The 15,152-nt window shown below is 57.5% G+C and carries 17 protein-coding genes; 12 read left to right on the top strand and 5 right to left on the bottom strand.

Features of this window, described 5'->3' with window-relative positions:
- Positions 1–10: 10 nt before the first annotated feature.
- Complete coding sequence (locus RBB49_RS15950) at positions 11–526, bottom strand: hypothetical protein (RefSeq protein ID WP_306143846.1); 516 nt, start codon at positions 524–526, stop codon at positions 11–13.
- Between the two features lie 97 nt (positions 527–623).
- Positions 624–1,508: an NAD-dependent epimerase/dehydratase family protein gene (locus RBB49_RS15945; RefSeq protein ID WP_306143845.1), complete on the bottom strand. Its 885-nt coding sequence runs from the start codon at positions 1,506–1,508 to the stop codon at positions 624–626.
- 121 nt (positions 1,509–1,629) lie between these two features.
- Between RBB49_RS15945 and RBB49_RS15940 the strand changes: the two genes are divergently transcribed.
- The 3 genes from RBB49_RS15940 (at position 1,630) to RBB49_RS15930 (ending at position 3,863) form a co-directional block, all read left to right on the top strand.
- The gene (locus RBB49_RS15940) at positions 1,630–2,064 is read left to right on the top strand and encodes a DUF1489 family protein (RefSeq protein ID WP_306143844.1); all 435 of its coding nucleotides are present in this window, start codon (positions 1,630–1,632) and stop codon (positions 2,062–2,064) included.
- Positions 2,065–2,421: 357 nt separating this feature from the next.
- On the top strand, positions 2,422–3,156 hold the full coding sequence (locus RBB49_RS15935; protein ID WP_306143843.1) for a VWA domain-containing protein: 735 nt from the start codon (positions 2,422–2,424) through the stop codon (positions 3,154–3,156).
- Complete coding sequence (locus tag RBB49_RS15930) at positions 3,156–3,863, top strand: DnaJ domain-containing protein (RefSeq protein ID WP_306143842.1); 708 nt, start codon at positions 3,156–3,158, stop codon at positions 3,861–3,863. Before RBB49_RS15935 ends, RBB49_RS15930 begins: the two co-directional genes overlap by 1 nt.
- 17 nt (positions 3,864–3,880) lie before the next feature.
- Here RBB49_RS15930 and RBB49_RS15925 read toward each other — a convergent pair whose 3' ends face one another.
- Complete coding sequence (locus tag RBB49_RS15925) at positions 3,881–5,560, bottom strand: serine hydrolase (protein ID WP_306143841.1); 1,680 nt, start codon at positions 5,558–5,560, stop codon at positions 3,881–3,883.
- A gap of 638 nt (positions 5,561–6,198) precedes the next feature.
- On the opposite strand from RBB49_RS15925, the gene RBB49_RS15920 reads away from it, so the two are divergent.
- The 9 genes from RBB49_RS15920 to RBB49_RS15880 all read left to right on the top strand — a co-directional run bounded on the left by RBB49_RS15920 (position 6,199) and on the right by RBB49_RS15880 (position 13,811).
- On the top strand, positions 6,199–6,531 hold the full coding sequence (locus RBB49_RS15920) for a phasin family protein (protein WP_306143840.1): 333 nt from the start codon (positions 6,199–6,201) through the stop codon (positions 6,529–6,531).
- Between the two features lie 402 nt (positions 6,532–6,933).
- Positions 6,934–7,266, top strand: a complete 333-nt coding sequence (gene clpS / locus RBB49_RS15915) for an ATP-dependent Clp protease adapter ClpS (RefSeq protein ID WP_306143918.1) — start codon at positions 6,934–6,936, stop codon at positions 7,264–7,266.
- A gap of 12 nt (positions 7,267–7,278) precedes the next feature.
- Positions 7,279–9,729, top strand: coding sequence for an ATP-dependent Clp protease ATP-binding subunit ClpA (gene clpA / locus RBB49_RS15910; protein ID WP_306143839.1), 2,451 nt, complete (start codon positions 7,279–7,281; stop codon positions 9,727–9,729).
- Positions 9,730–10,185: 456 nt separating this feature from the next.
- Complete coding sequence (locus RBB49_RS15905) at positions 10,186–10,890, top strand: SDR family oxidoreductase (protein WP_306143838.1); 705 nt, start codon at positions 10,186–10,188, stop codon at positions 10,888–10,890.
- Positions 10,891–10,969: 79 nt separating this feature from the next.
- Positions 10,970–11,731, top strand: a complete 762-nt coding sequence (locus RBB49_RS15900; RefSeq protein WP_306143837.1) for an AzlC family ABC transporter permease — start codon at positions 10,970–10,972, stop codon at positions 11,729–11,731.
- Positions 11,728–12,090, top strand: a complete 363-nt coding sequence (locus RBB49_RS15895; protein ID WP_306143836.1) for an AzlD domain-containing protein — start codon at positions 11,728–11,730, stop codon at positions 12,088–12,090. The genes RBB49_RS15900 and RBB49_RS15895 overlap by 4 nt, the downstream gene beginning before the upstream one ends.
- Before the next feature lie 28 nt (positions 12,091–12,118).
- Positions 12,119–12,772 carry a glutathione S-transferase family protein gene (locus RBB49_RS15890; protein ID WP_306143834.1) on the top strand — a complete coding sequence of 218 codons (654 nt, stop codon included), beginning with the start codon at positions 12,119–12,121 and terminating at the stop codon, positions 12,770–12,772.
- 100 nt (positions 12,773–12,872) lie between these two features.
- Positions 12,873–13,325: an ester cyclase gene (locus RBB49_RS15885; RefSeq protein ID WP_306143833.1), complete on the top strand. Its 453-nt coding sequence runs from the start codon at positions 12,873–12,875 to the stop codon at positions 13,323–13,325.
- A 96-nt stretch (positions 13,326–13,421) separates the two neighbouring features.
- A complete protein-coding gene (locus tag RBB49_RS15880) occupies positions 13,422–13,811 on the top strand; it encodes a nuclear transport factor 2 family protein (RefSeq protein ID WP_306143832.1) in 390 nt (129 codons plus the stop codon).
- 153 nt (positions 13,812–13,964) lie between these two features.
- On the opposite strand, the gene RBB49_RS15875 is transcribed toward RBB49_RS15880, so the two are convergent.
- Positions 13,965–14,477, bottom strand: a complete 513-nt coding sequence (locus RBB49_RS15875) for a hypothetical protein (protein WP_306143831.1) — start codon at positions 14,475–14,477, stop codon at positions 13,965–13,967.
- Between the two features lie 2 nt (positions 14,478–14,479).
- A complete protein-coding gene (locus tag RBB49_RS15870; RefSeq protein ID WP_306143830.1) occupies positions 14,480–14,908 on the bottom strand; it encodes an HIT family protein in 429 nt (142 codons plus the stop codon).
- Between the last annotated feature and the right edge of the window lie 244 nt (positions 14,909–15,152).

The following is a 15,152-nucleotide window of genomic DNA, read 5'->3' as shown; positions in this document are numbered from 1 at the left end:
ATTTTGAGGATCAGTTCGGCCTGTCTTTCGGACCGCTGATCCGCCTGAACTCCATCTGCCGCACGATCTTCCTGTCATTCGGATTGCTGATCAGGAACCCGGCATAGGCGTCGACGCCCAGGGGAAACAGCACCAGTCTTGCAGCTCCGAGGCCCGGCCAGGCCAGGTCAGCGCCCCATGCCGGTACATTTTCCGGCATCTGGGACAGATTGAGCGCCTCGACATCGCTTTCGTGAAGCAGGCCGGTGCCTTGCGCGTCCCACGCCAATCCATCCAGGCCGGACGTGATTGGGAAAAGAACAATATCGGCTGCACCGATCGTCAGGTTGAGCCTGTCTTCTGTGAGAAAAGCCACTGCGACCTCCGCCGACTTCCGTTCAATGCCAAGGGATGCCCTTGTACCGTTCACCTCGGAAAAAGCGGCCGTGTTGACCATTGAAAACAGGCCCTCGGCGTATTCCGAGCGCGCCAGTGCGGGCCCGAGTGTGATGGCCAGAACCAGAAGTGCAGCTGCAAGTCTTTTCATGAGACGTCCTGTCTGTTGGATGCCCGCATGATAGGGAAGACAGGTTGAAAAAGACTTTTCGCGGACGCAGTTCCCTCGTTCGTCCAGCCCTGGCCGGCTAGCGGGAAAGCGTAACGACGAGATCCTCGATGGTCGCGAATTCAGGCTCCCAGCCGACCGTGCGCTTGGTGTGGGCAATATCGACCTGCTGCGACAGAGCGTAACCTGCGTCAAATCCGGTTTGAATTTCCGGCGATGTCCCGGCTTCCGTTGTTTCGATCTCGAGCGGCAAACCGTGTCGTGCGGATATGTGTGCTGCAAGGTGCCCAACCGAAATGCCGGGTATGGAGCTTGCGAGCAGGGTCATTCTGAATCGTGCCTGCTGGAGTGCGAGCACATAGAGCGAGGCCAGATCATCTGCTTCGACAAGCGGCCACATCGTTTCCGGTGAGGCCGAGGTCCTGAACGGCTTCTTGTCCCTGAGTGCCTCTGTCATCCGGGCGATCGGTCCTTCCGTGAGACTGCAGACAAGAGCCGGATGGATGACCACAAGGTTGAGGTCGGTGCCGTGGGAAAGCGTGCGGATTGTCTCCGCCATGAAGCGAAACGCCGGAATTGGTGAAAAGGGCGTTTTTTCGGTGATCACCTGTGTTCCGGCGGTTGCGGGAAAAAGCCAGATACCGCCGGTATAGACGAGTTTCAGCGGCTGCTTCCTGTGCCTTGCGGCCTGCTTCAGCGACAGCATGGACAGGCGGTCAATGCGTCCCATGTCGCCGGTGAAAGTCGCACCTGTGTGCACGACGGCATCGCATGACGCGGCCCGCCCAATCCAGCTTTCGGGGGTTTGCAAATCGCCCGGGAACGCGCTTGCGCCGAGCGCGCGCAACCTGTCGGCGGAAGCCTCCGAGCGTGCAAGCCCAATGACGCGGCTTCCTTTCGATATCAGGTTTTTCACGACGGCAGCGCCGATTGTCCCGGTGCCGCCGGTTACAAACACGTCCATGGACGCAATGAGACCCCTGTTCGCCGTAGGGTGCAAGGATTTGCTGTGCGCGCCTGTGCACAATCCACCGCGTTTCGGCGTGTCAGCTTGACGTTGACCACAAGCCTGCTAGTTCAGAAGGATGACCTTAAATCTGGTGAAATTATGTGTGGGTGCCGATAGCGCGGAATCTCTCCAGGCCTGGGTGGACTATCGCGTCGAACAGGCAAGGCTCGCCGGGCGCGAGGAAGTGACAACGCATACCACACGGATGGTGCCGACCCGCAAGGACGAACTTCTTGACGGGGGATCACTGTACTGGGTCATCAAGGGCAAGATCCAGGTTCGCCAGCATCTGCTGGATATTCGTCCCTTTACCGACGAAGGCGGCATCAAGCGCTGCGACCTCGTGCTCGAACCGCGACTGATCCTGACGCGCTATCAGCCCAAGAGACCGTTTCAGGGCTGGCGGTATCTGAAACCGGGGGACGCCCCGGCTGACATGCGCGCAGCAGGCGACGCACACACCATCCCGGATGCGATGCGGCGCGACCTTGTGGAGCTTTGTCTGCTTTAGGGTACGGACCCATAAATGAAGTCAATTTGGTTTGGATCGTTTTGACTAACTGCGAGGAGTGAAAGCGCAGGAAATGTGGTTCATTTTCAAGCCTTTCGCGACGTGGCAGATGGCCAAAACGGCCAAATCCAAAGGACGGCAAAATGGCCTCACCTCGCAGCGTCACCGCGCTTGACCGGGCAAAAAGCCCGCTCTGCACACGCTTCCTCCCGAGATTTTGCCATTTCTGCCGCCAAATCGGCGTCATTTATGGGTCCGTACCCTAGGGTATGGACCCTGGAAAGCCGATGTAAACTTGTCAAAAAGCGCTCACATGCCCACTTTCTTGGTGAAAGAGTGCGGCAGGGAAAAGACAGCATGGCAAAATCCAGAGACGGCACAGTTGGGACACCCCTCCGGCAGGACGCGCAGAGCCCGTCCACCGTCGACGATGTGTCCGCGTTTCTGGAGAAAGCGAAAACAATCAAGCCCCAGTCAGGGAGTGCCGGGCGTCTGATCTTTGCCCTTGATGCCACGATGAGCCGTCAGCCGACCTGGGACAGGGCCTGCCACATCCAGGCTGAAATGTTCCAGGAAGCGGGAAAGATAGGCGGCCTGAGAATCAAGCTGGTCTATTTCCGCGGGTTCGGTGAATGCAGGGCGTCCAGATGGTTCGAGCGGAGCGACGAACTGGCCCGGGCAATGAGCCGGATTTCCGTCCAGGGAGGGCGCACGCAGATCGGCAAGGTCCTGTCCGCAGCCCTACAGTCAGCGGCGGACGAGAAAATCGCGGCCGTGGTATATGTCGGGGACTGCATGGAGGAAGACGTCGACATGCTTTGCGACAAGGCCGGGCAACTCGGATTGCTCGGTGTTCCGATGTTTCTTTTTCAGGAAGGGCGCGATGCGGTGGCTGAGCAGGCCTTCCGCGAGATGGCGCGCCTGACCAAAGGTGCATATTGCCCATTTGATGCCGGTTCGGCGCAGCAACTTGCCGAGCTCTTGAAGGCGGTCGCGGTTTTTGCAAGTGGTGGGCACAGCGCTCTCAAGGCGCTGGAAAAGAAAGGCGGGCAGGGCGCTCGTCTGCTGTTGCAGCAAATCAAGCCTGGCTGATGTTCTATTTTCTTTTTGGATTGATCTTGCTCGCCGCCGTGATCTTCGGTGCGCGAAGCTTTGTTCAGGCGAACCCCGCAGACCTGGCGCGCAAGGTACGTACGTTTGGCGGCGTCGCCTTGTTGCTGCTCGGAGCGGTGTTCCTTGTCACCGGCCGTTTCATGTTCGCCATTCCCACGATCGGATTCGGTCTGTCGCTTCTCGGACTGGCGGGGCTGGGTGGTCTGACCGGCACGTACAAGCCCGACAAGTCATCCGGTCAACGCTCGCGGGTCAGAACTGCAATGATCGAGATGGAACTGGACCATGACACCGGCGAAATGTCAGGTGTTGTTCTGGCAGGCAGTTTCCAGGGCCGAAATCTGGACGAACTGAGGGAAGAGCAGCTTCACGCCTTCTGGCAGGAATGCCAGCAGGACGACCAGAGCCTGAAATTAATCGAAGCTTATTTCGACCGCCGGTTTGCCGGATGGCGTGAACACTTCCAGTCGGATGGAGCAGAGGGGCAGGGAGGCCCGGCGAGCTCTGGCCCCATGACAGATGAGGAGGCCTACGAGATCCTGGGGCTTTCTCCCGATGCCGGGGACGCGGAAATTCGAGCCGCGCACCGCAGGCTTATGCTGCGCGTTCATCCCGACAAGGGGGGATCCGGTTTCCTCGCGGCGAAAATCAACGAGGCTAAAGACACGCTTCTCAGAAGACATTGAGGACATCCGTTACGCTGTTACTGATAGATGGCGAAGCAGGCGAATTTTGCCTTTTTGAGAGTTCTGCAGGCTCTGCGCGCTGCGGTCTTGTTCTCGAAGCCCACGAAACGTGCCCGGTATAGGGTCTGTCCGTTGGCATCGACGGGTTCCGTGTAAGGACTGCGTCCGCGAAGGGCCGAGCCGGTTCTGGACTTGGCCCTCTTCAAAAGGGCAACTGCCTGGTTTTCCGACTCCGATGCGGCGATCTGAACCTGCCAGCCCGGCTTGATGTCCGGCCTGTCGCTCGTTGCGACAGTGACACTGTCACCGCGTGTTTCCGGTTCGACCCGGGGTGCCGCGGCCACCGAAGCGATCGCGATTGCTGCCGGAGCTTTTACGGTTTCGGGAGCCGGGACCGTTTCGATCTTCACTGTTTCCACGGTGATCGTCTTTGCGGGAACCGGGTTGTTGCTGCGCGCAGGCTCGACGCCGGCTGACCTTGTTGCCGCACTTCTCGCTGCGTCCTGCAACGCTTTTTTACCGGTCGAGTTTGTCGTGAGGTTCAGGCCTGGGCTTTCACGCGGGATCGGGGGCAATGCGGTCGCAACTGCAAATGTTTCGTCAAACCGTTGCTTGACCAGCTTGGGCGGAACCGGGACGGTCTCTCCGAAGCCTGGAATGGTTTTCGGGGCCGTGTTCGCTGTGGTCTTTACCACCGCCGGAGCGCTGGTCGGAGAAGGCACCGGCACAGCGGTTTTCGGAGCATTGGCATTGAATGCAAGGACCATCGGTGCACCGTTTGCAGGCGCCTGCCGGCTGCCGGGCTTCGCCTTGGGCAGTGGAGGTGCCTTAAGTGCCGAAGCGACGAAGATGGGCGCTGCTCCGCCCTTGGCGATGGCCGGTACGGTTTTCTTGCCCCGGCTCGCCTTGGAGAGATAACGGTTGATCAGCTTGGTCATCTGGGCATTTCGGGAGGCACCGGAGCGTCCACCCATGACGACGGCAACAATCTGACGACCGTTGCGGTTCACCGACGTCACCAGGTTGAAGCCCGACGCGCGGATGTAACCCGTCTTGATCCCGTCCACGCCCTTGACCCTGCCGAGCAGCTTGTTGTGGTTGCCATAGGTGCGGCCGCCATACTTGTAGGAACGCGTCTTGAAGTAGCTGTAGTACTGGGGATAGTGCTCCTGAATGGCGCGTCCGAGAGTGGCCATGTCCCGCGCAGTCGTGCGTTGCCCGGAATTCGGCAGGCCGTGCGGGTTGCGGAACGTCGTCTTTTTCATGCCAAGAGCGCGCGCCGTGCGGGTCATGCGTTCGGCAAATTTCTTCTCCGACCCGCCGATGTTTTCGGCGACGACGGTGGCGACGTCATTTGCGGACTTGGTCACGAGCGCCAGAATGGCGTCTTTCACCTTGATGGTCTTACCGGGCTTCAGGCCGAGTTTCGACGGTGGCCGGCCAGCTGCGTACTTGGAAACCTTCAGTCTGGAATTGAGGGAAAGACGACCTGCCTCGAGTTCCTCAAAGACAACATAGAGCGTCATGATCTTGGTGAGGGAGGCGGGATAGCGGTACGCATCTGCAGAGGAAGCGTAAAGGGTCTTGCCCGTCTTGGCGTCAACGACGATGCCCGCGTATTTCGGGTTTGCATTTGCCGCGGCCGGCAAAGCGAACACCAGGCCGCTGAGAGCGAGAATTTTGCCGATCCGAGCCATCGACCGAACAATGCGAAAAGAACGCATACCAAACACTGTTACATTCCCAATCCGGGTCACATATTTCAGTCTGGAGAATTGCGGGCTGAATCTTCCACCCCCGCGATCCAACGCAATGCTCCGTGATGTCCGGTTTATTTGATGGAATCACGGTTACGAATGTGTAAATGAATTGCAGAAAAACCACTGTGACGAGTAGTTTTTTATTAGAGTTAATGCTTTATTAAGCTCTAATTTATTTGTTAATTTCAAATTAATTCAACAAAATGCTTTTACTCCACTTGTATTTCTACGTAAAAATAGAAAATTAATTGTTAAAAGCCGGTTTCGCCCATGTTGGTGACCAGCATTGTGTTGCTCAATATTGGAGTTTTTGAGACGTGTCGTCCAGTTCCCGGGATCTGTTTCATCGCCAGACCCGCAATCGGCAATTGCATGTCAGAAGCGGGTTTCTCCTTATGGGATAGGTGGAATTAAATTCGCGTAATGGTTGTTGTTGCAATGCAAAATAACCTTGACAGTTATTGTGCAGTGCATTACGAACACGTTCCTATAGGTAACGCGATACGCGCACCGGACGTCTTGTCAAGCCGTGCCAAAAGGCTTCTCGATCCGGTCCGCTGGATGAGGTCAGGTAGATGATGAACAACTTGGATGACTTGCAGAAGTTGAGCAAAGACAACATGGACATGGCGATGGAATCCTTCGGTTCCATGAGCAAAGGCTTCCAGGCGATTGCAGCCGAAGTCGCCGACTATCAGAAGAAGTCTTTTGAAGAAGGCACAGCTGCTGTTGAGAAGCTGGTTGCTTCCAAGTCGCTGGACAAGGCTTTCGAAGCTCAGGCAGACTATGTCAAAACCGCCTATGAAGGTTTTGTCGGCGAAATGACAAAGCTTGGTGAAATGGTCACCGACATGTCCAAAGACGCCTACAAGCCATATGAAGGTGTACTCGGCAAAATGGCCAAGTAAGCTTGCGGACACTCCGTTTCACGACGGTATGAAGATCGAACCCGGCTCCTCGCAGCCGGGTTTTTGTTTTATATGCACAGATTTACCCAGTTTTCGAATGTGGTGCACAGGTGAAAGTACACAGACACCGAATTGTGTGCCGCCCGGACCTTTTATTCGAATTTCAGACACCTACATTCCTCATTGACGGGGACGCTCCTGTCCCAAAAGAGGTGTTCACCTAAATCTTGATGAAATCGACCATTGCGCAAGCGCCGCTTGCGCGGCAGGATTATCAGCGAAGATCCAATGCCCCCGGAGAGAGACCGTGGGTTCCCGTAGCCGGACTGATTGCCGAAAGGCAACTGTCACGAGATACAAATACTGGTAACTGCCGGAATGAACGAGGCGATAGATACGGCAATGTCAGCGGGCTCCGATCATGACAACGACGGTGGCGACACCGGGACGGTTGTTGTCACCCGGACGAAAACGGTAACGAAGCGGCCCAATCTCTATCGCGTGCTGCTTTTGAATGACGACTATACTCCAATGGAGTTTGTCATCCACGTCGTGGAGAGTTTCTTCCAGAAGAACCGGGAGGAAGCCACGCGTATCATGTTGCATGTGCATCACCACGGTGTCGGCGAGTGCGGCGTATTCTCTTACGAGGTCGCTGAAACCAAAGTCACCCAGGTCATGGACTTTGCGCGCAAGCATCAGCATCCTCTGCAATGCGTCATGGAAAAAAAGTGAGGACTAATCTACGTGCCTTCTTTCTCACGCAGTCTTGAAAAAGCCCTTCATCAGGCTCTTGCCTTCGCCAATGAACGGCAGCAGGAATATGCGACGCTGGAACACCTGCTTCTGGCCTTGCTTGACGATCAGGACGCCGCAGCGGTCATGCGGGCCTGCAACGTCGATCTGGATACGATCCGCCGGAACCTGCTTGAATACATAGAGACGGAGCTGGACAATCTTGTTACGGACAGTGACGAGGACTCCAAGCCGACGGCAGGCTTCCAGAGAGTGATCCAGCGTGCTGTCATTCACGTCCAGTCGTCGGGGCGCGAGGAAGTGACGGGTGCTAACGTGCTCGTTGCAATCTTTGCCGAACGCGAAAGCCACGCTGCCTATTTCCTGCAGGACCAGGATATGACCCGCTACGACGCGGTCAACTACATCTCGCACGGCATCGCGAAACGTCCGGGGATGTCCGAGGCGCGCCCCGTCGAGGGGGCGGAGGAAGAGGACATCCTGCCGGGCTCCGAAGGAGAGAAAAAATCCAGTCAGAAAACCGATGCGCTCGAAGCCTATTGCGTCAACCTCAATGAAAAGGCAACGAGTGGCAAGATCGATCCGCTGATCGGGCGCGACAGTGAAATCCAGCGCACCATTCAGATCCTGTGCCGCCGTTCGAAAAACAATCCCCTGTTTGTCGGCGACCCGGGCGTCGGAAAGACAGCAATTGCAGAAGGTCTCGCACACCGGATCGTCAACGAGGACGTGCCGGATGTTCTTCTGGACGCGACCATCTTCTCGCTCGACATGGGCGCGCTGCTGGCCGGGACCCGCTATCGCGGCGACTTTGAGGAACGGCTGAAACAGGTCGTCAAGGAGATCGAGGATTTCCCGGGTGCGGTCATGTTCATCGACGAGATCCATACGGTCATCGGCGCAGGTGCGACATCCGGCGGCGCAATGGACGCATCGAACCTTCTGAAGCCCGCTCTTGCCTCGGGCGCGATCCGTTGCATCGGTTCGACAACGTACAAGGAGTATCGTCAGTTCTTCGAGAAGGACCGTGCTCTGGTGCGCCGGTTCCAGAAGATCGACGTCAATGAGCCGACGATTCCGGACGCCATCGATATTCTCAAGGGCCTGAAGCCTTATTTCGAGGACTTCCACAAGGTTCGCTACACGAACGATGCCATCAAGACGGCCGTGGAGCTTTCGGCGAAATACATCTCCGATCGAAAGTTGCCAGACAAGGCGATCGACGTTCTCGATGAAACGGGCGCGTCTCAGATGCTGGTGCCCGAAGCCCGTCGCCGCAAGACCATCGGCGTCAAGGAAATCGAGAACACGATTGCCACGATGGCACGCATTCCGCCGAAATCCGTTTCCAAGGACGATGCGGAAGTGCTGGAAAATCTCGGCAAGGATCTGAAGCGCGTCGTCTACGGCCAGGATTCGGCCATCGAAACGCTTGCCTCGGCAATCAAGCTTGCACGCGCGGGCTTGCGCGAGCCGGACAAGCCGATAGGCAGCTACCTTTTCTCCGGCCCGACCGGTGTCGGCAAGACGGAAGTGGCCCGTCAGCTTGCGTCCTCGCTCGGGGTGGAACTGATCCGTTTCGACATGTCGGAATACATGGAGCGGCATACGGTGTCGCGGCTGATCGGCGCGCCTCCGGGATATGTCGGCTTCGACCAGGGCGGCCTGTTGACCGACGGTGTCGACCAGCATCCGCATTGTGTTCTTCTCTTGGATGAGATCGAAAAAGCGCATCCGGACCTGTTCAACATCCTTCTGCAGGTGATGGACCACGGAAAGCTGACCGATCACAATGGCAAGCAGGTCGATTTCCGAAACGTGATCCTCATCATGACGACGAATGCCGGTGCTTCGGACATGGCGAAAATGCCTGTCGGCTTCAACCGCATCAAGCGTGAGGGCGACGATACGGAAGCGATCAACAAGCTGTTCACGCCTGAATTCCGGAACCGTCTCGACGCGATCATCCCGTTCGGCAACCTGCCGATGGAAGTGGTCTACAAGGTCGTCGAGAAATTCGTCATGCAGCTGGAAGTGCAGCTGGCGGATCGGAACGTGACCTTCGAGTTGACCGACGATGCGGTCAAATGGCTGGCGACCAAAGGCTACGACAACCAGATGGGTGCACGGCCGCTCGGGCGGATCATCCAGGAGCATATCAAACGCCCGCTTGCCGACGAGGTTCTGTTCGGCAAGCTCAAGAAGGGCGGCATGGTCAAGGTCTCCGTCTCCGAGGACAGCAACGGGCTCTTGCTTGAGAGCGTTGAGGAGCGGGCGAGCCCGCCCAAACCGAAGGCCAAGACGGAAGCAAAGCCCAAGCCGAAACGGCGCCGCAAACCTGCCGCGAAAGCGACGGCAGCGAAGCAGTCAAAGTCGTCCGGTGGCGGCAAGGGCGGGTCTTCCAAGAAAAGCCTGGTGCCCAAGGTGCCGCTGGCGGACTGACCTGACAGCAGAAACAGATTGAAGCCCCGGACATCGTCCGGGGCTTATTTGTGGCCTGAAAACGAAGGCCGTTCCCGCCAGTCGTCACTTCGGGTCGACAATTTAGTTTGTAGACCGGCTTATCAACTCCCAGAGCATTCTCCGACCAATTTGGAGCATTTGATGAGGATATCCGTCTCACTCGGCCAGGCGGGTCACGAGACGCGATGCGGTGCACCGTGCAAGTGGCACAACGCAGACGATGGGCAGGATATGCTCACCCATTGTGGACCGCATTCAAGCGACAAACATCAAGGTTGGCCGGGCCCTTTTTCGCTCTGGCATCGTTGGTTCACCCTTGTGGTGGGAAACACCGCGGCGGGCGAACCGTCTCGCCAGCGCGAAAAAGCAGCTCGGTCAAATGATGCAAATTGGTCGGAGAATGCTCTAGTTTGTGGGCAACAAAAGGAGTCGGACATGAGTGAGAAAAAAGTTGCGCTTGTCACCGCAGGCGGTTCCGGAATGGGGGCGGACGCTGCGCGCCGCCTGGCCGCCGACGGCTTCTATGTCGCCATCCTGTCGTCATCCGGGAAGGGGGAGGCTCTCGCTGAAGAGCTTGGCGGCGTGGGTTTTACGGGATCGAATCTTGAACTGGACGACTTGAAGTCATTTGTTCAAAAATCTTTCGATGCTTATGGTCGGATTGATGTTCTTGTCAACTCGGCAGGGCATGGGCCCAAGGGCGACATTCTGGAGATTTCCGACGAGGACTGGCACAGGGGCATGGACTACTACCTGATGAATGTCATCCGGCCGAGCCGGCTTGTTGCCCCGATCATGGCGGAGCAGGGTGGCGGAACGATCCTCAACATCTCCACCTTCGCCGTGTTTGAACCCGACCCGATGTTTCCGACGTCAGGGGTGTTTCGCGCAGGCCTTGCCAGCTTCGCCAAGCTCTTTTCCGACAAGTTTGCGGAACAGAACGTGCGCATGAACAACATTCTTCCCGGCTTCATCGACAGTCTTCCGGAAAAGGACGACCGGCGCGCGCGGATCCCGATGGGCCGCTACGGCCGGTCTGACGAAGTCTCCGGCCTGATCTCCTACCTCGCCAGCGACGCGGCGGCTTATGTAACGGGGCAGAACATCCGGATTGACGGCGGGTTGACGCGGTCGGTTTAGTGCTGCGTGAACTGGACAAAACCATTCGCAAAATGTAAGGCTGCCTTATTATTTTTTTCGAGTCCTGAGTGCCCCTCCAATGACCGTTCCTGAAGGAACTGCGCAAACGCCTCCGCCTGATCTTCCGGCGCGAACCGGGAGAGACTGGTTCTTCCTGGGCATGCGTGCGTCGATTTCGATACCGGCGCTGATTCTGACCGCAGCCTTTGTCGGATTTGCCGGACTGGCGCGCGAAACGGGCCTTTCTCTTCCCGAAACGCTGGCCATGACCGGTCTCATCTGGGCTCTGCCGTCCATCGTGGTTCTCACGGGTGCGTTGTCTTCGGGCATGGGGCTGGTCCCTGCGGCGCTTGCCGTTGCGCTGGCGTCCGTCCGTCTGATGCCGATGACGATGGCGCTGATGCCGATGGTCAAGGTGCCGGGCAAGACCAAGAACTGGCATCTTTTGATTGCCTCGCATTTCGTCGCGGTCACCGCCTGGGTGTTCGCCATGCGCACCTTGCCGGACCTGCCGCGCGAGGCGCGTCTGCCGTATTTTTCCGGGTTTGGGTCGGGCGTGACATCCTTCGTCTTCTGCATGACCGGCATTGCCTATATGGCCGTGGAACGATTGCCGGACGTTGTTGCCGGTGCCCTGGTTTTGCTGACACCGGTCTACTTCCTCTGTTCGCTTTGGGGGGCCGCACGTCTCAATGTGGACAAGGCCGCGATGGTTGTCGGGCTCATCCTCGGGCCGGTTGTCTACCTCTATCTGCCGGGCCTTGACCTGTTGTGGACCGGACTCATCGGCGGCACGGCGACCTTTTTCGGCATGAAGATCGTCCGGAAGGGGCTGTCATGACCGAGGCCCTGATCCGCGATACCTGGTGGTGGCCTTACGTGATGATCCTTGTGGCGGGATGGCTTGCGACGGATGTCTGGCGCTGGATCGGCGTGTTCGCCAGCGGCAGGCTTCGGGAAGACAGCGAGTTGCTCATCTGGGTGCGCTGTGTCGCGACGGCTCTGGTCGCGGGGCTGATCTCGAAGCTGATCCTGTTCCCCCAGGGCGTCTTGAGTGAAACGCCGATGTGGCTGCGCATCGCCGCCTCCTGCGCGGGTTTTGCGGCTTTCTTCATGTCCCGGCAAAAGGTCATCGTCGGTGTTCTGGCTGCAGAGGCATTTCTGATCGGTGGCTGGTGGCTGGTGGATCGGTTAGGCTAGGCTCTCTGACCGTGATCAGGAGTGCGACATGGCACATCAGGTGGAACTCTTTTATGCACCGCAGACCCGTGCCACGGGTGCGCGGGTTCTTCTTGAAGAACTGGGCGCGCCCTACATCCTCAATGTGTTGAACTTCAAGCTGGGCGAGAACAGAAAGCCTGACTTCCTGGCGATCAACCCGGCGGGAAAGGTTCCCACAGCGCGTTATGGCGAAACGGTCGTGACCGAGCAGGTTGCCATCTACATCTTTCTTGCCGATCTCTTCCCGGAAAAGGGACTGACACCAGCGGTCGACGATCCGCTGCGAGGCCCGTATCTGCGCTGGTTCGTCCATATGGCGTCGTGCTTCGAGCCAGCGCTGGTCGATCGGGCGCTGAAGCGTGAAGAACCGCCGCAATCAATGTCGCCTTATGGAAGTTTCGACACGGTCATGGAGAACATGCGCGCGCAATTGTCGAGAGGTCCCTATGTCCTGGGTGACAGGCTGACCGCGCTGGATGTCCTGTGGTCCATGGGGCTCAGATGGGGAATGATGTTCGGGATCGTGCCGGAATTTGATGAATTCAAGGAATACACCGCCAGATATTTTGAGCGGCCGGCCCCTGTGAAGGTTCTGCAGGAGGATCAGAATCTGGCCAGAGAGCAAGAGGAGGCAGCCAGGGCGGCCGGACTTCCTGATTGAGTGTGCCTGAACGGCGTTACCTTCCCTTACGATACTTCTTCGTGATTTCAACCGGACATGGCATAGTGGCCGTATTGAAACTAGGGGGGACATTTTTTCCATGACAAATCTTGAAATACTTGAGACGTGGTTCCGGCGCGTGTGGAGCGAAGAAGACGAAGCCGCCATTGAGGAAATGTTCGTCCCGGACGGCCGTGCCGTTGGCTTGGGAGAGCAAACCAAGGGTGGCAAAGACGAATTCAGAGAACACGAGATGCTCGGACCGGAGGAGTTCAAGGTCTTTCAAAGGGCATTGCTGGGTCTTGTGAAGGACGTGAGGATCGAGATCAAGCGCAGCATCACATCCGGAGAGTGGCTTTGCGCGCTGTGCGAGTTTCAGGGCACATCTCGACGGACGGGCGAGCGCGTGCGAATGACGGGCACCGTCTATGGGCGTTTCTCGGACGATCAGATCATTGATGCTTTCAACCATTTCGATTTCCTGAGCCTGTTTCAGCAGCTTGGTTCGCTGGAAACGGGAACGTTCGAACGTTGCCTCAATTGCCGGGAGTAGCAACAGGGAGCAACCGGGTGGTGGTGCGCCACTGTTTCACAAGCCCGGCACCAACCTGTCGATAAGTCCGAAATTCATTTTTGCGAGGAAGTTTCGATGACAACCGAAGAAGTCGTCCGCAATGCGATTGAGTGCTACAACCGGGGAGACGCTGAAACTGTCTCCTCGCTGCTTCATGACAATATCCGGTATTGTATTCACGCCGACGCGGAGACGGGGCCATATCAGGCGGATTGCGCAGGTATCGGCGCTTTCTGGAAGGCGATCGAGCGGATACAGGCGGATTGGCAAATCGATGAATACCGTCTGACGGACATCATCGTGTCCGGCGACCGTGCTGCGGCACAGATCAGCGTCAAGATGACCAGCCGCTACACCGGCGTCTCCCGTGAAACGGAACTGGCCCTGTTCTTCACGGTGAAAAACGACCGGATTGTGGAACTGCACGAATACCACGACACGGCCGCGGCAGCCCGGGCGCGGTGAGCAGTTTACTCAAGGTTATTTTCGGGAAGGAATGCAACCTCGTGAACGAGGATAGGGTACACGGAGAAACGTTCACGAGGTTGCGAAGCGATTTTGGGGATCGCTAATTAACGCTACGGTACATTCATTAATAAACCACTTAAATTTAACTTATCAATCAATCTTGGGAATCTTGAGCGGCACGACGTTTCTGACCCATTTTTTCATTATGTAAGGCAGGATGGCCTGCGCGGTATGTGACGGGTATTCGTCCGTGGGACTGCAATCGAGCCACTTGCCATCGTCTTCGATCTTTCCGGTCTCCAGGCAAGAGAAGTAGAGGTCGCACCAGGCGCTGTAGGACGTGCGCAGGATCCGGTTTTCAGGCACCATCAGCTCAAGCGTGACATAGTCCGATTGCGACAATTCGTGATCGGACAGGAGCATCGTTGCGAGCAGCTCAAGTTCTCCAGGATCGGTCTCGAATGTCCAGACCGGAGGAGCCACTCCCTCCGACAGGCCGATCTTGCACATATACCTGCTGACGAATTCATAGGCAGTGCGGTGCCGGCCCATGACACCGGTTCCTGGCCAGGTAGGCAGGTAGCGCCCGTCCGCATCAAAAAGCTCCAGCACCGGAGTTCGCTGGAAGGTGTAGAGCCGGGCTGTTTTGCTGGACTGCGTCACGGTCAGGCGAGGGCGGCCCGGATCTTTTCGGCGTTGGCTGCAAGGATGTCGTTGTCGGCCATCTCGCCGGTATGGGGTCTGAGAGAAACGCCATCAAAGCGCGGGATGACATGGACATGGGTGTGGAACACGACCTGTCCGCCTGCGGGCTCGGAAAACTGCTGAATGGTCGTTCCATCCGCGCCGAACGCCTTGATCACGGCGTGAGCCATTTTCCGGACGGTGGCCATGACCGCGTTCAGATCGTCTGTTTCGATATCCAGAATGTTGCGTGACGGGGCCTTGGGAACAACCAGGATGTGTCCGTCGCCGCGCGGCATGATATCCATGATCACGAGGGTCTTTTCGTCTTCGAACACCTTGTGGCTCGGCAGCTCGCCCCGCAGGATCTTGGCAAACACGTTCTGGTCGTCATAGGCGGGGGTGGTCATTGTCGTGGTTTCCGATAAGCGGGTCAAAGGCATGGAATTGTGAATGATAACAGTCACAAATCACCTGAACAATCAAGTGGACGCGGGTGATTGCCGTATCCTTCGAGCGGCACAGGGATCATGCGATGCACTCAGCAACAAACGTGGCCAAGCCGCTTTTGTGAGGGCCGATCCCAAAGGCGCAGAACGGAATAAACGGGCACTCCTGGTGCCCGGTTCAATGCGGGTCCGGTAAGGCGTCCCG

Source organism: Roseibium sp. MMSF_3412 (assembly GCF_030733265.1).
In the GTDB taxonomy this organism is placed as follows: domain Bacteria; phylum Pseudomonadota; class Alphaproteobacteria; order Rhizobiales; family Stappiaceae; genus Roseibium.
This window is presented reverse-complemented; position numbering and strand designations above follow the sequence as displayed.